The organism is Kitasatospora sp. NPDC043950, assembly GCF_056435345.1.
The window spans coordinates 1-19,482 of sequence record NZ_JBWKER010000020.1; the positions used below are offsets into that span (position 1 = coordinate 1).

Here is a 19,482-nt window from a genome sequence, read left to right on the forward strand (position 1 = left end):
CCTCCACCCCCGGCGGGGAGCTCTTAGCCAATGGAGGCCCCACACGTCTTGAGGGCTTTTCCTTTTGAACACGGAACCGGGGGGGGGGGGAAGGGGGGGGGGGGAGGTCGCCCCACCCGCCTCCCCACTCCCTCACCGGACTTCGGTCAGCGGCACAGGGCCGTGTCCACGACGTTCTCGACGTGCTCCGAGCCGGCGGCGTCCGGCGGGACGGTGGTCACCGCGATGTTGACGGCGCGGCCGTCGTCCGTCGCCCCGCCCCGGGTCTCGTAGCCGGGGATGTCGCCGCCGTGGCCCCAGTAGACGCCGCCGCAGGACAGCGGCCGGCTGATGAGCCCCAGGCCGTAGGCGGCGCCGCTGTCGCCGATGGGGACGGTGGTACGCATCTGGGCGAGCTGGGCCGGTTGCAGGAGGCGGCCGCCGAGGAGGGCGGTGAAGAACTGGTTGACGTCGGAGTTGGTGGAGATCATCTGGCCCGCCGCCCCGCCCGCGGAGGGGTCCAGCTCGGTGAAGTCGATCAGGTGCCCGTCGGTCGCGTCCTTGAGGTAGCCCTGGGGGTGGGCCTCGCGGATGGTCCGGTCGCCCTGGGCGGGGTAGTAGGTGTGCCGCAGGCCGAGGGGCTTGATGATGCGCTGGTCGATCTGTTCGGCGATGGGGCGGCCGGTGACCTTCTGGACGACCAGGCCGGCGAGCACGTAGTTGGTGCTGCTGTACTTGAAGCTCGCCCCCGGGGCGAAGTCGGCCTTGTGCTGGAAGGCGATGTCCAGCAGGTCGCGCGGCTCGAAGTACCGGTGCTGGATGGAGGGTTCGTCGATGTAGCCCTCGTAGTCCGGGAGCCCGCTGGTGTGCTGGAGGAGCTGGCGGACCGTGATGTGGCGACCGTCGATGCCGTCGCCGCGGACCAGGCCGGGGAGGTAGGACTCGACGGGCTCGTCGAGCCCGATCTTCCCCTCGCCGACCAGCTGCAGCACGACCACCGCGGTGAACGTCTTGGTGTTGCTGCCGATCCGCACCTGGCCGTCGACCGGCACCTTCGCGCGGGTGGTGACGTCGCCGACCCCCGCGGTGTAGGTGCGGGTGCGGCCGTCACGGCCCTGGACGCCGGCCAGCGCGGCGGGCAGGCCGTCGTCACGGACCAGCGCGTTCAGCCCCTGCTGGACGGCGTCCGGGCGGGGGGCGGCGGCTGCCGTGGACGGTGCCAGGGCGGTGCCCGCGGTCATGACGCCGACGGCCACCGCCGCCGCCGCCACGACGACCCCGCGCCGACCGGCCTGCGGGCGCCGGGAGGAGAGCCGGGACGAACGCCGGGAAGAAGGCCGGGAGGAAAGCGGCTGCCACATCTGCTCACGCACGAGTCAACTCCGGTGCAATCAAGGGGAGGCCGGGAAGTCCTCCCCGGGTGTGATCGCCAGTCTGCTCGGGCGGCTCGTCGATGACCTCCCCCGACCGGGGGAGCACTTTCTCCCACGTTTCCGCGATGCGCACCGACCGCCCCGCACGCCGACCGCCCCGCACGCCGAGCGCTCCGCACGCCGACCGCCCGCACGCCGACGCGGGGCCGGCTCGACGGGGGTGCGGGCCGGCCCCGCGGGCCTGGTCGGGCGGTCGTGGCCGGCCCGGTCGTGATCAGCCGGTCGTGTTCAGCCGGTCGCGCCGACCGCTACTCGGTCAGCATCTTCTCGCCGGCGTCCGGCAGCTTGGCGCCGTTTTTGTCGAAGAACTGCCACGACGTCACCTTCTTGCCCGGCTGCTCGGGGACCACCAGCCGCTGGTACGGCGAGTCCCCGACGGCCTTCAGCCACGGCTCCATGACCGAGCCGTCCGACCAGGTCACCAGGACCTTGCCGACGTCCGGGCCGAGGGCCATCACGGCGAGCTTGATCGGGAGCGGACCGGGCGTGCCGGCCTTGTCCCGGGCGCCCATCAGGCCGCCGCTGAACGTGTCGGCCATCCGCGGGTCGACGTGGCCAGGCGCCGGGTAGCTGCCCGCGTTGTCGTACGGCTGGCGCACGTCGTCCAGGGTGACGTAGTCGTTCACGACGTCCTCGGTGGGCTGCCAGTACTGCTGGATGAACGCCTCCGTCGGCTTGTCGAGTGAGGAGTCGACGGCGTGGCGCTCCTCCCAGACGGCCACCGCCTGCTCGTACGCCCGCTCCTTCGGGGCGACCGGCCAGAGTGCCGTCCAGAGCTTCCACGTCTTGCCGTCGGGGGTGCTGCCCTGGGCCAGCGTCACCCGGACCGGGGTGAACGGATCCCGCTCGGCCGTCGCCGTGCCGGACGGCTGGGCGGCCGGACCGCCCCCGGTGCCGCCGCCGGGACCGCCGTTGGCCGGGACGAGCGACTGGGTGCCGCTGCTCGCGGGGGAACTGTGCAGACCCGCCATCGTCCCGCCGCCCAGCACCACCACGGAGGCCAGCGCGAGCGCGCCGACCACCGACCGGCGACGGCGCCGGATCCGGCGGCCGCCCGCCATGATGTCCGCCATCGGCGCCGGGCCGACCTTGGCCCCGGCCGCCACCTCCGCCAGGCCGAGCCCGACCCACACGTCGCCGTCGTCGCCCGCCGCGCCCATGCCGACCGTCCCGCCGTTGCCACCCGCGCTCATACCGCACCTCCGATGCTCGTCATGCCCTTGATTTCCTTCAGCGCTGCGGCCCCCCGCAGTCTCGCGATCCCCTTGGCCGCGTGGCTGCGCACGGCTCCGGCCGAGCAGCCCATCGCCTCGGCGGCCTGACTGTCGCTCAGGTCCTCCCAGTACCGCAGCACCACAGCCTCGCGCTGGCGGGCCGGCAGGGCGGCCAGCGCCGTCATCAGCGCGCCGCGCTGGTCGGAGCGGGCGTACCAGTCCTCCGCTCCGGCCTCGTCCGGCACCGCGTACACCAGCAGCTCCGGCGCGCGGCGGCGCCAGCGGCGGGCGTGTTCGTTCACCAGGATCCGCCGCACGTAGCTGTGCGGATCGCCGGCCCGTCGCACCTTCGCCCAGGCCGCGCAGGCCTTCTCCGCCGCGGACTGCACCAGGTCCTCGGCCGCGTACTGCTCCCCGGCCAACAGGTACGCCGTCCGCAGCAGCCGTGGCCAGGCCCCGACGATGAACGCCTGGAACTCCTCGTCCCGGTCGGTCTTCGTGCCTCCCATGAGCACCTCCTCACCCACCTAGAGCCCGGAAGCGGCCCAAAGCGCTTACTCCCGCCGATCACCAAACCGGTTGGCGTCCCCCGGGGCGTCGATACGATCCGCGGATGATCCTCTCCCATGACGTATCTCATGACCTGCCGGGCAACCGCCCCACCGTGGTGCTGCTGCACTCGTCCGTGTGCGACCGGAGGATGTGGGACCCGCAGTGGCAGGGGCTGGTCGACGCGGGCTACCGGGTGATCCGGGGCGACTTCCGGGCCTTCGGCGACACGCCGCCGGCCGACGCCCCGTACAGCGACGCGCAGGACGTGCTGGCGCTCCTCGACCACCTGGGCGTCGAGAGCACCGCGCTGATCGGCGCCTCGTACGGGGGGAAGGTCGCCATGGACGTGGCGGCGCTGCGCCCCGGGGCCGTCACCGCGCTGGCCCTGCTCTGCTCCGGGGCGTCCGGGCACGTCGCCGGTGACGCCCTGATGGCCTTCGCCGCGCGGGAGCGGGAACTCCTCGCGACCGGGGACGTGGAGGGCGCCGTCGAGCTCAACGTCGAGAGCTGGCTGGGCCCGGAGGCGGGCGACGAGGCCCGCGAACTCGTCCGCCGGATGCAGCGGCGCGCCTTCGAGGTGCAGGCGGACGCCGAGGTCGGCCCCACCGACGACGAAGCGGACCTCTCCCGGATCACGGCGCCCTGCCTGGTCGTGACCGGCGGCCACGACCTGGACGACTTCCGGCAGATCGCCGACTCCTTGGCGACCCGGATCCCCGGTGCCCGCCGGCTCGAACTGCCCTGGGCCGGCCACTTCCCCGGTCTGGAGCGGCCCGAGGAGACCTTCGAGCTGCTCACCGGATTCCTCCGCGAGACGGCGTAGGCGCCCCGAGCAGCGCTGCCTCAGCCGGCGGAGCCGCGCCGGCCGGGGCGGGGCGGGTCTGGGCAGGCCGGGTCGGGGGAGGACGGATCGGGACAGGCTTGGCTGGGGCAGGCTGCGTCGGGATCGTCCAGCAGCAGCTCCAACAGCGGTACGGCCGCCTCCAGTCGGCGGCACTGCTGCGGGGTGAGCCGCGTGCTGCGGCGGGCCAGCAGAGCGGAGCGCTCCCGGCGGATCCGGGTGATCGCCGCCAGGCCGGCCGGGGTGAGTTCGAGCAACTGGGAGCGGCCGTCCAGCGGATCGGGGGTCTTGGCGATCAGGCCGTCGGCGGTCAGCGGGGCGATCGTACGGAGCACGGACGGCACGGCCACTCCCTCCCGCGCGGCGAGTTCGCCGAGCCGCAGCGGGCCGTGCACCTCCACCCGGGCCAGGGCGGAGAGTTGGGCGACGGTGAGGTCCTGGCCGCCGGAGGCGCGGGCCATCTGCCGGTTGAGCCGGCCGATCGCCAGCCGCAGCCGGACGAGGGCCTCGGCGGAGAGACCGGCCCCGGCTCCGCTGTGGCTCCCGGCCCCGGTGTCGGCATCGGGGTCGGTCACGGTGTCGGCGTCAGTCACGGCGTCGGTGTCAGTCACGGTGTCGGCGTCGGTCGCGGCATCGCGCCCGGTCATGGCCTGCGGGCCTTTCCGTGCGGTGCGGGCCGGTTCGCGCCGGGCCGTCCGGCGGCCTCGCCCGCGCCCGGCCGGGGGCGGCGGGGGCGCCGCGGCCCGGTCCGCTCGCGCACCAGCGAGGCCGCCGCGGCGACCAGCGACATGGCGATCGCCAGCCAGAACACCACGACCAGGCCGTCGTGGAAGGGGCCCGAGATCAGTTGCGGGAAGAACTCCCGGCCGGTCAGCGTCCGGGCGTTGGCCGCCGGGAGCATGCCGAGCACGTGCGGGCCCAGCAGCTGCTGGATCGGGTTGTAGCCGAGGAACGCGGCGAAGAGCGTGCCGACCGGTGGCAGCGAGGCGATGGTGTGCGCGTCGGCGGCGGGCACGCCCTGCGCGGTCAGCCCGGCGGTGAGGGTGTGCGGCAGCGAGCCGGCCAGGCCGGCCACCATCAGGGAGAAGAAGACGCCGATCGAGAGCACCATGCCGGCGTTCTGGAAGGTGGCCCTCATGCCGGAGGCGGCGCCGCGGGCCTCGGCCGGCACGCTCGACATGATCAGCGAGGTGTTGGGGGCCGCGAACAGGCCGCCGCCCAGGCCGTTGAGGAACACCAGGACGGCGAACCACGGGTAGCCGAAGTCGGTGGGCAGGAGCAGCAGTCCGGCGAAGGACAGGGCCATCACCACCAGCCCGCCGGAGGCGAACAGCCGGGCCCCGGCCCGGTCGGAGAGGTAGCCCGAGACCGGCCCGGCGGCCAGGAAGCCGACGGTCAGCGGGACGAGGTAGATGCCCGCCCACAGCGGGGTGTCGGCGTAGTCGTAGCCGTGCAGCGGCAGCCAGATGCCCTGGAGCCAGATGATCAGCATGAACTGGAGGCCGCCGCGGGCGATCGAGCCCAGCAGGGTGGCCGCGTTGCCGCCGGCGAAGACCGGGTCGCGGAACAGCGCCAGCGGGAACATCGGCTCGGCGACCCTGGACTCGACCAGGCAGAAGGCGATCAGCAGCGCCACACCGCCGAACAGCCCGCCCAGCACCCAGGGGCTGGTCCAGCCCATGGTGTGGCCGCCGTAGGGCTGGATGCCGTAGGTGATCGCGGCGAGCAGGGCGGTCAGGCCGACGGCGAAGGTGATGTTGCCCCACCAGTCGATCCGGGCGGGCCGCCGTACGCCGGTCTCGCGCAGCGACCGGTAGGCCCAGACCGTGCCGAGGATGCCGATCGGCACGTTGACCCAGAAGATCGACCGCCAGTTCCACTCGGCCAGCAGCCCGCCCAGCACCAGGCCGATGAAGGAGCCGGCGATGCCCGCGACGATGTTCACCCCTAGCGCCATGCCGCGCCGGTGGGCGGGGAACGCGTCGGTGATGATCGCGGCCGAGTTGGCCATCAGCATCGAGCCGCCGATCGCCTGCACCACCCGCCAGCCGATCAGCCACAGCGCGCCCGGCCCGCCGTGCAGCGGGTCGAGGGAGAGGGCCACCGAGGTGAGGGTGAAGATCAGGAAGCCGGCGTTGTAGATCCGCACCCGGCCGTGGATGTCGCCCAGCCTGCCGAGGGTGACCACCAGGACGGCGGTGACCAGCATGTAGCCCATCAGCATCCACAACAGGTAGCTGACGTTGCCGGGTTGGAGCGGGTCCAGGCCGATGCCGTTGAAGATCGCGGGGAGGGAGATCAGGACGATCGAGGCGTTGATGGTGGCGATCAGGGTGCCGAGCGTGGTGTTGGAGAGTGCGACCCACTTGTAGCGCGGATGGTCCGCCGCCACAGCCCCGCGGACCGTGCGGACGCGCCTGCCTCTGCCGTTGTTCGGGATCTTCGTCGCCACCGCTGCCCCCAGGTGAGTGGCAGGCCGGGGGGCCGCCAGTCGGAGAGTACTTCGATAGCTTTCGCTAACTAACGATAGTCCGACCATCCTGCTGCCGATAGCCCGCAGGCATCCCGGGGCCGCCACCGGCCATCGACCGTCGGCCACCGACCGTCGGTGGCCGGTGGCCGGTGGCCGGCGGCCCGCTCCCGCGCGGCCGGGGCCCGGAGGCCGGCTCGTACGCACAGGCTCACGTCCGGCGGCCCCTGCTTTCCGACGCGGCGCATACACATTTCCGCCACATTCCCGCAGTGCTGCGCCGCCTTTTCGTGGCGCCGGATGTCCGAATTGCCTGACCGGGGCGGCTTCGTGTCGAATTCCTTGACATGACCACCTTCTCATTTTCGTCTGCCGCAAGTAAAACTTCGCAAAGAATGGCTCTCCGCAGGGGGGTCGCTGACCTGCGCAATCAACATATTGTTGCAGCTCAGAGGCCTGATGATCACCCTTCGCCATACGGGTGTAACCGGTCGTGTCCGCGCCGACCGGCATTCCGCAGGAGTACGGTTCCGGAGGAATCGCCGGGCGTGCTCGCGAGTAAAGTCGAGCAGCCTTGCGGGACTATTCGCCATGCCGTGGAAAGACGTACCGGGAATTGGTGCGAAGTATGGGTCAGAAAAAGGGTGAGCCGGGGGCCTCGGAGGCCGCCCGCCCGATATCCCTCAAGTTAGCCGTCGAAGTCCTGCGCGGCGTCGCGCAGGTGGACTTCATGCCGTCCGCCGTCTGCGGCCTGTTCTTCGTGGCCGCACTCTTCGCGGCCGGCTGGCGCTACGGCGTCTACGGCCTGCTCGGCACCGCCGTCGGCACCGCCGTCGCGTACGGCCTGCGGTTGGCGCGCGACGCCGTCGAGGCCGGGCTGCACGGTTACAACGGCTGCCTGGTGGCGCTGGGGTGCGCGGTGTTCCTCGGCCCCGACCACCCCGCCACTGTCGCGGCGGCCGTCCTCGGCGCCGTCGTCGCCGTGGTGGTCACCGCGGGCCTCGGCGCGGTGCTCGACACCTGGAAACTGCCCGCGCTCACCGCGCCGTTCTGCCTGGTCGCCACCGCGACGACGGCCGCGGCGCCCGGCTTCCGCCACCTGTGGCACGGCACCGGCGCCCCGACCGCCCTGGCCGGGCCGGCCGCCGGCCCGACCGGGCTGACCTGGGACCAGATGTGGCACGGGTTCTTCGCCAACATCGGCCAGATCTTCTTCATGCCCCAGTGGTACGTCGGCCTGCTGTTCCTGGCAGGCATCTTCGCGGCCAGCCGCCCGGCCGGCCTGCTGGCCTGCGCGGGCAGTGCGACCGGGCTGCTCACCGCCTGGACGCTCGGCGCGCCCGCCGACGCCGTCGGCCAGGGGCTGCTCGGGTACAGCGGGGTGCTCGTCGCGATGGCGCTGTGCGGCGTGTTCGTCGCCCCCGGCGGGTGGAGCGCGGCCTACGCCGTCCTCGGCGCGGCCGCCGCCACCGTCCTGACCCCGGCGCTGGCCGCCGCCACCGTGCCGTTCGGCGGCCACGCCTTCACCTGGCCGTTCGTCCTGACCACCATGCTGTTCCTGGCGGCGGTGCCGGCCATTCCCCGGCTGCGCAGGGTCTGACCGGGTTTCGGTAGTCCGAATTCCCGCTCGTGACAGGCGTGTTCATTCGGAGTTCCTGCGGAGTTCCCTCGGAAAGGAAGAGTGATTCCCGTGAATCTCGCCCCGCGTGAGATGGACAAGCTGTACATCTACGTTGTGGCCGATCTGGCCCGCAAACGCCGCGACCGCGGTGTGAAACTGAACTACAGCGAGGCCTGCGCGCTGATCAGCGAGGCGATCATGGAGGGCGCCCGGGACGGGCGCACCGTCGCCGAGTGCATGGAGATCGGCAAGCAGGTCGTCAGCGGCGAGGACGTCATGCCCGGCGTCCGCGAGATGCTGCCGCTGCTCCAGGTCGAGGCCGCGTTCCTGGACGGCACCAAGCTGGTCTCCTGCCACGACCCGGTGGGTGCCTGAGCCATGACCGTACGTCAGGCGGAAGCGGCGACCGGTCCGACGCCGGCGCCGACCTCGGCCCCGCCGCCCGCCGCCACGGTGGTGCTGGCCGGCGGGCACGAGAGCGACGGCGGCCGGGACCTGGCCGCCCTGGTGGAGCGCGAGCCCGCCGTCCACGCCGCGGCCGCCGCCGGCCGGGCGCTCGGCGAGGCCGTCCGCTCGGCGCTGGCCGCCACCGACGGCCCGGTGTGCGTCGTCCCGATGACGCTGGGCCGCGACCCGAAGCTGGTGGCCGACACCGCCCGGGCGCTGCGCTGGCTGGCAGCAGGGGAGGGGCGCGGACGACTCGCCCTGACCGGGGCGTTCGGCGGCAAGGACCACCTCGTCGGCTGGCTGCGGGCCGCGGCCTACGCCGCCCCCGGGCCCGACGGCGCCGTGCTGGTCACCGCCCCGGCGGCCGGCCCGTTCGAGGACGCGGACCTGTTCCGGATCGCCCGGCTGGTCCGCCAGTACGGCCACCACCGCTGGGCCGAGGTGGCCTTCGCGGGCGGCGACCCCGACCTCGCCGAGGGCGCCGAACGCTGCCGGCTGCTCGGCGCCCGCGAAGTGACGGCCGTACCGGCCTCGTTCGGACCGGCGCTGCGCACCGAACTGCCCGGGGTGCGGGACGGCGGGCCGCTGCTGCGGTCGTCCGCGATCGCCGGCGTCGTCGCGGCCCGCACCGCGGCGGCCCTGCACCTGCTCGGCCACGGCGAGGACGGCATCCTGGCCGGCCTCGACGCCGAGCACGGGCACGGCTACGCCCACAGCCACGGCCCCGGCGGGGACCACTCGCACGGCCACGGCCCCGGTGCCGCCGACGGACACACCCACGGCCACACACATCACTGAACCGACAGAGAGGAAGGGCCCGCCATGTCTGGTGGCGCCACGTACCTGTACGGCGACGACCCGGTGGAGATCAACGCCGGTCGCGCCCAGGTCACCATCACGGTCAGCAACACCGGCGACCGGGCGATCCAGGTCGGCTCGCACTACCACTTCTTCGAGGTCAACCGCGCCCTCGACTTCGACCGCAACGCCGCCTACGGCAAGCACCTGGACATCCCGGCCGGCACCGCCGTCCGCTTCGAGCCGGGCGACACCAAGGACGTCACGCTCGCCGAGTTCGGCGGCCACGGCCGCCTGATCGGCTTCAGCAACCTCGTCGACGGCGGCATCAGGTCGGCCGACACCCGCGCCCGGGCGATCGACCGGGCGATCGCCCTCGGGTTCAAGGGCACCAACCTCGACCACAAGGAAGGCGACCGCTGATGGCCACGCTGTCCCGCAAGCAGTACACCGATCTCTTCGGGCCCACGGTCGGTGACCGCTTCCACCTCGCCGACACCAACCTCGTCGTCGAGATCGAGAAGGACTTCAACCAGGGCCACTACGGCGACGAGGCCGTCTACGGCGGCGGCAAGGGCATCCGCGACGGCATGGCCCAGGACCCGGCCGCCACCTCCGCCCAGGGCGCGCTGGACCTGGTGATCACCAACGTCGTCGTGATGGACGCCGTCCTCGGCGTGGTCAAGGGCGACATCGGCGTCAAGGACGGCTTCATCACCGCCGTCGGCAAGGCCGGCAACCCGCACACCCAGAGCGGCGTGCACCCCCAGCTGGTCATCGGCCCCGGCACCGAGGTGATCTCCGGCGAGCACCTGATCGCCACCGCCGGCGGCATCGACACCCACATCCACTTCATCGCCCCGCAGCAGGTTCAGGAGGCGCTGAGCAACGGCATCACCACCCTCATCGGCGGCGGCACCGGCCCCTCCGACGGCACCAACGGCACCACCTGCACCCCCGGCCCGTGGAACATCCACCGGATGTACCAGGCGGTCGAGGACCTCCCGGTCAACGTCGGACTCCTCGGCAAGGGCAACGGCTCGCTGCCCGGCGCCCTGCGCGAGCAGGTCGAGGCCGGCGTCTGCGGCCTCAAGGTGCACGAGGACTGGGGCAGCACCCCCGCCGCCATCGACAGCGCGCTCGGCGTCGCCGACGAGTACGACGTCCAGGTGGCCATCCACACGGACACCCTCAACGAGGGCGGCTTCTTCGAGGACACCCTCTCCGCCATCGACGGCCGCACCATCCACACCTTCCACACCGAGGGCGCGGGCGGCGGCCACGCCCCCGACATCATGCGGATCGCCGGCGAGCCCAACGTCCTGCCGTCCTCCACCAACCCCACGCTGCCCTACACCGTCAACTCGGTCGACGAGCTGCTGGACATGGTGATGGTCTGCCACCACCTCAGCCACGACATCCCCGAGGACGTCTCCTTCGCCGACTCCCGGGTCCGCGCCGAGACGATCGCCGCCGAGACCGTCCTGCACGACGAGGGCGTCATCTCGATCTTCTCCTCGGACTCGCAGGCGATGGGTCGGATCGGGGAGTCCTTCACCCGCGCCTTCCAGACCGCCCACCACTGCAAGGACCAGCGCGGCAAGCTCGACGGCGACAGCGAGCGCAACGACAACTTCCGCGTCCTGCGCTACCTCGCCAAGCTCACCATCAACCCGGCCATCGCCTCCGGCACCGCCGACCACATCGGCTCGCTGGAGAGCGGCAAGCTCGCCGACATCGTGCTCTGGCCGATCAACTCCTTCGGCGCCAAGCCCAAGATGGTCATCAAGGGCGGCGTCATCAACTGGGCGCTGATGGGCGACCCGAACGCCTCGCTGCCCACCCCGCAGCCGGTCTACTACCGCCCGATGTACGGCGCGCTCGGCCGGGCCAAGCAGGCCACCCGGGTCTCCTTCATGTCGCAGGCCGCCATCGACCTCGGCGTCCCGGCCCGACTCGGGCTGGACAGCCGGGTCCTGCCCGTGCGGCGCTGCCGCTCGGTCGGCAAGCAGCACATGGTCCGCAACGACGCGCTGCCGAAGATCGCCGTCGACCCGGAGACCTACAAGGTCACCCTGGACGGCGAGCCGGCCACCATCGAGCCCGCCCGCGAACTCCCGCTCAACCACCTGTTCTACCTCGCGTGAGCGGCTCTCCAGGGCTCGGTACTTCGGGGCTCGGTACTTCGGGGCCCGGTTCTTCGGGGCCTGGCTCTCCCGGGCTCGGGGGAGGCCTGGACACCCTGCTGGTCAGCCTCCAGCTGACCGACTCCGCCTTCCCCAGCGGCTTCTACACCCTCTCGCACGGCCTGGAGGGCTACGCGCAGGCCAAGGCCGTCACCCCGGACACCATGCCCGACCTGCTCACCGACCTGCTGCGCCACTCGGTCGGCCCCGGCGACGCCACCGCGCTCGCCCTCGCCCACGGCGCCGCCCGGGCCGGCGACTGGGGCCTGCTGGTCGACGTGGACCAGCGGCTGCACGCCACCAAACTCAACCGCGAGCTGCGCCTGGCATCCACCCGGACCGGGCGCCAACTCCTCGACATCGCCCGGGAGTCGATCGGCGGCGAACCGCTGGACCGGTACGCCGAACTGGTCGCCGCTAAGCAGGCCCCCGGCTCCCAGCCGGTGGCCGCCGGAGTCGCCTACGCCTCTGCCGCCGTGCCCGTCGACCAGGCCGTCGCCAGCGACCTGTTCGCCTTCTGCACCAGCTTCGTCGGCGCCGCCCTGCGGTTGCGGCTGACCGACCACCGCAAGGCGCAGGTGGTGCTGCGGGCCGCGGCGCCGGTGATCGAGGAGACCGTACGGGCCGCCCTCGCCCGGGAGTTGGAAGACCTGGGCGGGTGCGTGCCGGTCGCGGACGCGATGTCCGGGCGGCACGAACGGGCCGAGGCCCGGCTGTTCGCCAGCTGAACCGCGTCCGGGAGGTGCGGGCGGGCGCCGGAGTGTCGCAGCTCCCGTTCCTCCCGGACGCAGAACCAACGTCACACCGCATCAGAAGGAGACAGCAATGACCGAGAACGTGCTCCGCGTGGGCATCGGCGGGCCGGTCGGCTCCGGCAAGACGGCGCTCATCGAGGCCCTCGTCCCGGTGCTGATCGCCAACGGCCACCGCCCGGCGGTCATCACCAACGACATCTACACCCAGGAGGACGCGCAGCACGTGCGTCGCACCCTGGCCGGCGTCCTCGACCCCGAGCGGGTCGTCGGCGTCGAGACCGGCGCCTGCCCGCACACCGCCGTCCGGGACGACCCGACGATGAACCTCGCGGCCGGCGCCGAGATGCTGGAGCGCTTCCCCGACGTCGACACCCTGCTGTTCGAGTCCGGTGGCGACAACCTCACGCTGACCTTCAGCCCCGTCCTGGTCGACCTCTTCCTCTTCGTCCTGGACACCGCCGAGGGCGAGAAGATGCCCCGCAAGCGCGGCCCGGGCATCACCGAGTCCGACCTGCTGGTCATCAACAAGATCGACATCGCCCAGTACGTCCGTGCGGACCTCGGCATCATGGAGTCCGACGCCCACCGCGTCCGCGAGGGCGGGCCGGTCGTGCTCACCAACTGCCTCACCGGGCACGGGCTGGACGAGATCGCCACCTTCCTGGAGACCTTCCGCAAGGTCCCGGCATGACCGTCACGGTGGCCGCGGGGGAAGCGGCTGCGGGGGAGGCCGCCGTGCCCCGGCTCGATCCGCGGCACTACGAGCCGGCCCGCGTCCCGTACGCCGTCCGCCGGTACGCCGGGACGCCCGACACCCTGGGTGTCGGGCGCCCCGGCAAGGTCGGCCTGCTGGAGCTGGCCTTCGAACGGATCGGCGAACGCACCGAACTCACCGGCCACTACCAGAAGTCGCCGCTGCAGATCATGCGCCCGCTCTACTTCGACCCGGCCCGCCCGGACCTCGCCGTCACCTTCCTGATGTCCACCGGCGGCGGCATCCTCCAGGCCGACCGGCTCCGCACCGACCTGCGCTGCGGCGCCGACACCGCGACCCACCTCACCACCCAGGCGGCCACCAAGGTCTACCGGATGGAGTTCGACTACGCGACGCAGCTGGTCAACCTGGACGCCGGCCCCCGCGCCTACGTCGAGTACCTGCCCGAGCCCGTCATCCCCTTCGTCGATTCCCGGCTCTACCAGCGCACCGTCCTCACCGTCGACCCCACCGCCACCGTGCTGGCCGGCGAGACCGTCCTCGCCGGCCGCCTCGCCCGGGGCGAGCGCAACGCCTACCAGGTGTTCGCCTCCGACCTCGAAGTGCGGCGCCCCGACGGCCAGTTGATCGCCCTCGACACCGTCCGGCTGGAGCCCCCGGAGGCCGGCGTGACCGGCCCGGCGGTCCTGGCCGGCCACGACGTCATGGCCAGCCTCTACGTCGTCACGCCGCTCGCCCCCGCCGCGCAGGTCGCCGACACCCTGCACGAGGCCCTGGCCGGCAGCGGCCTGCTCCACGGCGTCAGCGTCCTCCCGCACGACAGCGGCGCCTGGCTCCGCCTGCTCGGCTCCGACACCCGCGCCTGCGCCGCCGCCCAGCGCACCGCCTGGGACGCCGTCCGCCGGCTCCTCATCGGCGCCCCGGCTCCGGCCCTGCGCAAGACCTGACCCCGCTCCGCACCTCCCCGTACCTCCCCGCACCTCCCCGAAGCGCCCCGGCGCCTCGGGGAGGGGGCGCGAGGGGGCGAGGGGGCGAGGGGGCGAGGGCGGCCCCGGATGCAGCCGGACCGGCCTGGTCGCAGCATGGAACCGGAGGCTCTCATGCACCGACCCACGTTCGGACCTTCCCCACCCGACCCCGCATCCGGCGGCCCGGCATCCGGCGCGGCAGTCGATCCCGCCCCCGTCCCCGTCCCCGCCCCCGGTCCGGGGCCGGGACGCCAGAGCCGGGGCGGTCTGCGATCCGGCTCGGTCTTCCTCTCGTTCGTGCCGTGGATCGTGTTCGACGTCATCGCCGGGCCGAGCACCTGGAAACTGGCGGCCCTGACGGCGCTGGTCGCCGCGCTCGTCCTCGCCGTACCGGACGCGCGCCACCATGCGCTCAAGGTGCTCAGCATCGTCGGCGTGGCCTTCTTCGCCGTGCTCTGCGTGCTGGGCCTGGCGCTCGACCGGCACAGCCTGATCTGGCTGGAGACCTACGCGCAGGTGCTGTCCAGCGGCGTGCTCGCGGTGGTGGCCCTGGGGTCGCTGGCGTTCACACCGTTCACCGAGCAGTACGCCCGGGAGTCCACGCCGCCGGAGGTCTGGGGTACGCCGCGGTTCCAGCGCACCAACCGGTTGCTGACCGCGCTCTGGGGCGCGGTCTTCCTGATCACCGCGCTCCTGGGGCTGGCGGCCCTGCACGTCGGCTCGGCGAAGGACTGGCTGACCTGGGTCATCCCGGTGATCCTGCTGGTGCTGGCGTTCCGGATCACCCGTTGGTACCCCGAGCACGTGCGCGAACAGGCCCGGCGCGGTCGGTGAGCAGCACACCCGGGGGGCGTCCGGGCGCCGCGGCGGCGGGATTCACCCGGTCGGGTGGATCCGGTGGGACCGCTCCCGGACGGGCGAGGGCCGGCTGGATAGTGAGGAGGCAGTCGCATTCCTCGCTGTTCGCGTTCTCAACTCGCTTCAAGGGGAGGACACATGGTCGGTACGGCGCACCGGAGCACCGGTGTGGAGGGGGTGGAGGGCGGTGTCGGTCTGACGGCTCTCCTGGTCGCCGCGGCGCGCGCGATCGAGACCCACCGGCACGACACCCTGGCGCAGGACGTCTACGCGGAGCACTTCGTGCTCGCCGCGCCGGCGTCCGCGGGCTGGCCGGTCCGGATGCACCAGGTGCCGGACGGGGACGCGAACCCGCTGTGGGGGCGGTTCGCGCGCTACTTCGGCCTGCGGACGAGGGTCCTCGACGACTTCCTGCTCCGGTCGGTGCACGCGGGCGCCCGCCAAGTGGTCCTGCTCGGCGCCGGGTTGGACACGCGGGCGTTCCGGCTCGACTGGCCTCCCGGCTGCACGGTCTTCGAGGTCGACCGGGAGGGCGTACTGGCCTTCAAGCACGGGGTGCTCGGAGGGCTGTCGGCCTCCCCGAAGGCGGCGCGCGTACCGGTCGTCGCCGACCTGTGCGCCGACTGGGCCGGAGCGCTGACCGAGGCCGGCTTCGACGCGGCCGTACCGAGCGTCTGGCTGGCGGAGGGGTTGCTCTTCTACCTGCCCAACGGTGTCGAGGCGCAACTCATCGACACGGTCGACCGGTTGAGTGCGGGCGGCAGTGCCATGGCGTACGAGGTCAAGCTGGAGAAGAGCCTGTTGGAGTACCGCGAGAGCCCGCTCTACACCTCGACGAAACACCAGATCGGCATCGACCTGCTCGATCTGTTCGACGGAGAGCCGCGGCCCGACTCCGCGGGCGCCCTGGCCGGCAAGGGCTGGATCACCTCGGTCCACACCCCCTTCGACTTCACCCACCAGCACGGTCGCGGTCCCCTGCCCGAGCCGAACGACGCGCTGGAGGGCAACCGCTGGGTGTTCGCGCACAAGCCCCGGGTGTAGGTGCAGGAGGGCGGAGCGCCTCGCTCAGCGGGCGCTCCGCTCCGGGACCAGGACGGGTTTGACCACCCGGCCCGCGTCGCAGTCGCGTTCGGCCTCGTTGATGGCGGCGAGCGGGTACCGGCGGATCAGCTGGTCGAAGGGGAACCGCCCGGCCTGCCACAGCCGGGTCAGCCGGGGGATCAGCAGCGCCGGCACCGCGTCCCCCTCGCAGATGTGCGAGATCCGCCGGCCCCGGTCCAGTGTCCCCGGATCGAGCGACAGCGCGGTGCGGAGCCGGGCCACCAGCCCGAGGTGGCCGGTCGGGCGCAGGGCCCGGAGCGCCTCGTTGATCAGCGGGCCGGAGGCCGTGGTGTCCAGCGCGTACTGGGCGCCACCGTCGGTCAGCCGCTGGATCCGCTCGGCCAGGCCGGGCCGGGGGACAAGGCCGGGCCGGGAGGCCAGGTCGGGCCCGGAGGCGTGGTCGGCCGGTCCGGCGCGCAGCGGGATCGCGCCGAACCGCTCGGCGAGGTTCAGCCGTTCGGTGTAGCGGTCGACGGCCACGGCCACCGCCCCGGCGGCCGTGGCCGCCATCACCGCGGCGAGGCCAACCGCCCCCGCGCCGAGGACCAGGACGGTGTCGCCGGGGCCGGCGCCGAAGGAGTTGAACACCGCCCCGGCACCGGTCAGGAAGCCGCAGCCGAGGGGCCCGAGCAGGTCGACGGGCAGCGAGCGGTCGACCCGGACGGCGTTGCGCGCCGGAACCATCGCGTACTCGCCGAACGAGGACTGGCCGAACCACCGGGGGGCCAGCTCGCCCCCGGCCGCGTCGGTGAACCGCGCCGCCTCCTCCTCGCGCCCGCCGAAGAGGTTGAGCGCGGCGAAGGAGTCGCAGTAGGCGGGGGCCGCACCCAGGCAGTTCCGGCAGTGTCCGCACGAGTCGAAGCTCAGCACGACGTGGTCGCCGACGCTCAGCCCGGTGCCCGGGCCGCCGGTCTCCACCACGACCCCGGCCCCCTCGTGCCCGAGCACCGCAGGCAACGGCGAGCGGCCCGCCGAACGCCGGACCGCGAGATCGGTGCGGCACATCCCGCAACCCGCGATCCGCACCAGCACCTCGCCGTCGGCCGGCCCCCCGTTCAGGACCACCTCCTCGACGACGAACCCGCCCTCGTACGAGCGCAGTACCGCCGCGTCGAACCTCATCGTCACGCCTCCTCCGGATCGTCAAGCCTCCTCAGGCCGGTGCACGACGAACGGCCTGAGGTTCCCGTAGAGCCCCCACGGCCCGCCCGCGACGCCGACACCGCTGTCCTTGATGCCCGCGAAGGGCTGGGCGAGGGACAGCTCGGCGTGGTGGTTGATCCACGCCGTCCCGCACTCCAGCCGGTCGGCCACCACCTCGGCCCGGTCGAGGTCCGTCCCCCACACCGAGCCGCCCAGCCCGAATCCGGTGTCGTTGGCCGCCTCGACGGCCTCGTCGACGCTCCGGTACGGCAGCACCGGCAGGACCGGGCCGAACTGCTCCTCCGTCACCACCAGACTGTCGGAGGGGACGTCGGCCAGCACCGTCGGGGCGAAGAAGTAGCCCGGCCGGTCCAGCCGGTGGCCACCGGCCGCGGCCCGGGCGCCGTCCGCCAGGGCCCGGGCCGTGTAGCGCTCGACCCTGGCCAGCTGGGGGGCGTTGTTGACCGGCCCCAGCTGGGTGCCCGGGTCGAGTCCGGCGCCGACGACGACGCTCTTCGCCCGCTCCGCGAGGGCCTCGACCACGTGGGAGTGGAGCCGGGCCGGGGCGTAGACGCGCTTGACCGCCATGCAGACCTGCCCGCAGTTGCGGAACGCCGCCCAGAACAGCCGGTCCGCGATCCGGTCCACGTCCACGTCGTCCAGCAGGACGGCGGCGTCGTTGCCGCCCAGCTCCAGGGTGACCCGGGCGAGCGAGACGGCCGCGCCCGCCGCGACGGCCCGTCCGGTGGGGACCGAGCCGGTGAAGGTCACGTGGCGGATCCCCGGGTGGGAGGCGAGCCGGGCGCCGAGGGGTTCGCGGCCGGTGACGATCGTCAGGACGCCCTCGGGGAGGGCGGTGGCGAGGACGGACCCCAGCAGCCGGGTGGCGAGGGGGGTGAACGGGGAGGGCTTGAGCACCATCGTGTTGCCCGCGGCGAGCGCGGGCGCGAACTTCGCCGCCGCGAGCTGGAGCGGGAAGTTCCACGGGACGATCGCGGCGACCGGCCCCAGCGGCCGCCAGCGGATCTCGCTGCGCACCGGACGGCCGTCCGCGATCGGCTGGGGCCCGGGGGCCAGGTCGGCGAAGTAGCGCAGGCGGGCCGCCGTCCGGGCGACCTCGGCGGCCGACTCGGCCAGGGGTTTGCCCTGTTCCCGGGTGATCAGCGGGGCGAGGTCGGCTCCGGCCGCCTCCACGGCGTCGGCTGCCGCGCGCAACGCGGCGGCGCGGGCGGCGGGGTCGGCCCGCCAGCTGCGCCAGGCCTCGTGGGCCCGGCCGACGACGGCGTCCAGCGCGTCCGGCTGCTGGTCGGGGGCCTCGGCGAAGGCCTCGCCCGTCGCCGGGTCGACGACGGCGAAGCGACCGCCGTCGGGCCCGGGCGGGCGGCCGGGCCGGCTCGCCGGCCTGCCGGGGGTCAACTCGCGGCGGTGACGACGGCCGCGTGGTCCCGGGCGTGCCGGTCCATCTCCGCCCGGAAGTCGGCCACCAGCTGCGGCCGGATCCTTCCGGCGGTGCGGTCGCCGCCCTCGCAGACGGCCCCGCGCACTCCCACGATGTCCGTGCCGATACGGGTCAGCGTGCCGAGGTCCGCCGCCTTGATGCTGCCCGCGAGCGCGGCGAGCAGATCGGCTTCGTGGGCCAGCCGGACGAACTCCGCGCAGACCTCGGGCGGAACGTGGTCGAACAGCCTGGTCCCGTCCTTGATCGCGGTGTCGAGCATGGCCGCGTCGGAGCCGGAGCGACGGGCGATGTCGGGCAACGCGAGCGGGTTGACGCAGCCGATCCGGTGGGCGTCGGCGTAGCCCGAGGCGACGACGAACGCGTCCGGCCGGTAGTCCTTCACGGCCCGGACGACCCCTCGCATGACGTCGACGGCCTGTTCGGGCGTCGTGCACCCGTAGAGGCCGACCTTGATGTACGTGGCGCCGGAGACGGCCGCACCGAGCGCGGCCTGGGCCACCGTGCCGGGCTTGTACGGGACGTCCCCCACGGTGGCGGACAACGGCTTGTCCGCCGGGACGGCGTCACGGATCTCCCTGATCACCCACGGGAAGTTCGCGCCGAGCGAGCCCTCGTCCGGCTTCTTGACGTCGACGATGTCGAGGTGCTCCGCCGCCTTCGCGCAGTCGAGGGCCTCCTCGACGCCGTCCGGGGAGATGAGCAGCAACAACGTGGGCTCCTTCCACCGCAGGTCCACCGGCCGGGGGCAGGTGTGCGGAGTCGTCTGGATCACGTGCGGTCCGCTCATCATTCCTTCGGCCCGTGGCCCCCGGTAGGGCGCGCGGAACCCGAACGGGTCACTGTCGTGGCGCGATCACCCCCCGACGCGCCGGACACGCCAGTTCGAACCCGTCGCACACGGGCGCGGTCGGGTCGCCGGGGTCGGGATTCCTGCTCCTG

Annotated in this window: 19 protein-coding genes; 11 read left to right on the forward strand and 8 right to left on the reverse strand. The window is 73.2% G+C overall.

The genetic code is table 11. The features are described from left to right. Positions 1–146: 146 nt before the first annotated feature. From AC07BF_RS15525 to AC07BF_RS15535, 3 genes are all read right to left on the reverse strand, one after another. Positions 147–1,220, reverse strand: coding sequence for a serine hydrolase domain-containing protein (locus AC07BF_RS15525; protein ID WP_363579674.1), 1,074 nt, complete (start codon positions 1,218–1,220; stop codon positions 147–149). Positions 1,221–1,660: 440 nt separating this feature from the next. Further along, positions 1,661–2,605, reverse strand: coding sequence for a hypothetical protein (locus AC07BF_RS15530; RefSeq protein ID WP_363579600.1), 945 nt, complete (start codon positions 2,603–2,605; stop codon positions 1,661–1,663). Next, on the reverse strand, positions 2,602–3,135 hold the full coding sequence (locus AC07BF_RS15535) for a SigE family RNA polymerase sigma factor (RefSeq protein ID WP_478333458.1): 534 nt from the start codon (positions 3,133–3,135) through the stop codon (positions 2,602–2,604). The genes AC07BF_RS15530 and AC07BF_RS15535 overlap by 4 nt, the downstream gene beginning before the upstream one ends. A gap of 104 nt (positions 3,136–3,239) precedes the next feature. Between AC07BF_RS15535 and AC07BF_RS15540 the strand changes: the two genes are divergently transcribed. Next, positions 3,240–4,001, forward strand: a complete 762-nt coding sequence (locus AC07BF_RS15540) for an alpha/beta fold hydrolase (RefSeq protein ID WP_363579598.1) — start codon at positions 3,240–3,242, stop codon at positions 3,999–4,001. Between the two features lie 20 nt (positions 4,002–4,021). On the opposite strand, the gene AC07BF_RS15545 is transcribed toward AC07BF_RS15540, so the two are convergent. Together AC07BF_RS15545 and AC07BF_RS15550 are read right to left on the reverse strand one after the other, a co-directional pair. Continuing rightward, the gene (locus AC07BF_RS15545; RefSeq protein ID WP_478333459.1) at positions 4,022–4,666 is read right to left on the reverse strand and encodes a MarR family winged helix-turn-helix transcriptional regulator; all 645 of its coding nucleotides are present in this window, start codon (positions 4,664–4,666) and stop codon (positions 4,022–4,024) included. After that, on the reverse strand, positions 4,663–6,411 hold the full coding sequence (locus AC07BF_RS15550) for an MFS transporter (protein ID WP_400804652.1): 1,749 nt from the start codon (positions 6,409–6,411) through the stop codon (positions 4,663–4,665). Before AC07BF_RS15550 ends, AC07BF_RS15545 begins: the two co-directional genes overlap by 4 nt. 706 nt (positions 6,412–7,117) lie before the next feature. Here AC07BF_RS15550 and AC07BF_RS15555 point away from each other — a divergent pair. The 10 genes from AC07BF_RS15555 (at position 7,118) to AC07BF_RS15600 (ending at position 15,881) form a co-directional block, all read left to right on the forward strand. Next, positions 7,118–8,089, forward strand: a complete 972-nt coding sequence (locus tag AC07BF_RS15555; RefSeq protein ID WP_478333460.1) for an urea transporter — start codon at positions 7,118–7,120, stop codon at positions 8,087–8,089. A gap of 90 nt (positions 8,090–8,179) precedes the next feature. Next, complete coding sequence (locus AC07BF_RS15560) at positions 8,180–8,485, forward strand: urease subunit gamma (RefSeq protein ID WP_063349823.1); 306 nt, start codon at positions 8,180–8,182, stop codon at positions 8,483–8,485. A 3-nt stretch (positions 8,486–8,488) separates the two neighbouring features. Continuing rightward, positions 8,489–9,355, forward strand: coding sequence for a sirohydrochlorin chelatase (locus AC07BF_RS15565; RefSeq protein WP_478333461.1), 867 nt, complete (start codon positions 8,489–8,491; stop codon positions 9,353–9,355). Positions 9,356–9,379: 24 nt separating this feature from the next. After that, positions 9,380–9,778: an urease subunit beta gene (locus AC07BF_RS15570; protein ID WP_350887002.1), complete on the forward strand. Its 399-nt coding sequence runs from the start codon at positions 9,380–9,382 to the stop codon at positions 9,776–9,778. Continuing rightward, positions 9,778–11,502, forward strand: coding sequence for an urease subunit alpha (gene ureC, locus AC07BF_RS15575; protein WP_363627609.1), 1,725 nt, complete (start codon positions 9,778–9,780; stop codon positions 11,500–11,502). Before AC07BF_RS15570 ends, ureC begins: the two co-directional genes overlap by 1 nt. After that, positions 11,499–12,269 carry an urease accessory protein UreF gene (locus tag AC07BF_RS15580; RefSeq protein WP_478333462.1) on the forward strand — a complete coding sequence of 257 codons (771 nt, stop codon included), beginning with the start codon at positions 11,499–11,501 and terminating at the stop codon, positions 12,267–12,269. The genes ureC and AC07BF_RS15580 overlap by 4 nt, the downstream gene beginning before the upstream one ends. 97 nt (positions 12,270–12,366) lie before the next feature. Next, the gene (ureG, locus tag AC07BF_RS15585) at positions 12,367–12,987 is read left to right on the forward strand and encodes an urease accessory protein UreG (protein ID WP_063349828.1); all 621 of its coding nucleotides are present in this window, start codon (positions 12,367–12,369) and stop codon (positions 12,985–12,987) included. Then, positions 12,984–13,958, forward strand: a complete 975-nt coding sequence (locus AC07BF_RS15590) for an urease accessory protein UreD (RefSeq protein ID WP_363616436.1) — start codon at positions 12,984–12,986, stop codon at positions 13,956–13,958. The genes ureG and AC07BF_RS15590 overlap by 4 nt, the downstream gene beginning before the upstream one ends. A gap of 318 nt (positions 13,959–14,276) precedes the next feature. After that, the gene (locus AC07BF_RS15595) at positions 14,277–14,813 is read left to right on the forward strand and encodes a DUF3159 domain-containing protein (protein ID WP_363579592.1); all 537 of its coding nucleotides are present in this window, start codon (positions 14,277–14,279) and stop codon (positions 14,811–14,813) included. A gap of 162 nt (positions 14,814–14,975) precedes the next feature. Beyond that, entirely contained in the window at positions 14,976–15,881 is a 906-nt protein-coding gene (locus AC07BF_RS15600; RefSeq protein WP_363627608.1) for a class I SAM-dependent methyltransferase, read from the forward strand. Between the two features lie 24 nt (positions 15,882–15,905). Here the strand turns inward: AC07BF_RS15600 and AC07BF_RS15605 are convergent, their stop codons facing one another. The 3 genes from AC07BF_RS15605 to AC07BF_RS15615 are packed head-to-tail and all read right to left on the reverse strand — an operon-like array spanning position 15,906 to position 19,252. Next, a complete protein-coding gene (locus AC07BF_RS15605; RefSeq protein WP_363627607.1) occupies positions 15,906–17,063 on the reverse strand; it encodes an NAD(P)-dependent alcohol dehydrogenase in 1,158 nt (385 codons plus the stop codon). 21 nt (positions 17,064–17,084) lie between these two features. Further along, positions 17,085–18,500, reverse strand: coding sequence for an aldehyde dehydrogenase family protein (locus AC07BF_RS15610; RefSeq protein ID WP_478333463.1), 1,416 nt, complete (start codon positions 18,498–18,500; stop codon positions 17,085–17,087). Then, on the reverse strand, positions 18,497–19,252 hold the full coding sequence (locus AC07BF_RS15615) for a (5-formylfuran-3-yl)methyl phosphate synthase (RefSeq protein ID WP_478333495.1): 756 nt from the start codon (positions 19,250–19,252) through the stop codon (positions 18,497–18,499). The genes AC07BF_RS15610 and AC07BF_RS15615 overlap by 4 nt, the downstream gene beginning before the upstream one ends. Positions 19,253–19,482: the final 230 nt, after the last annotated feature.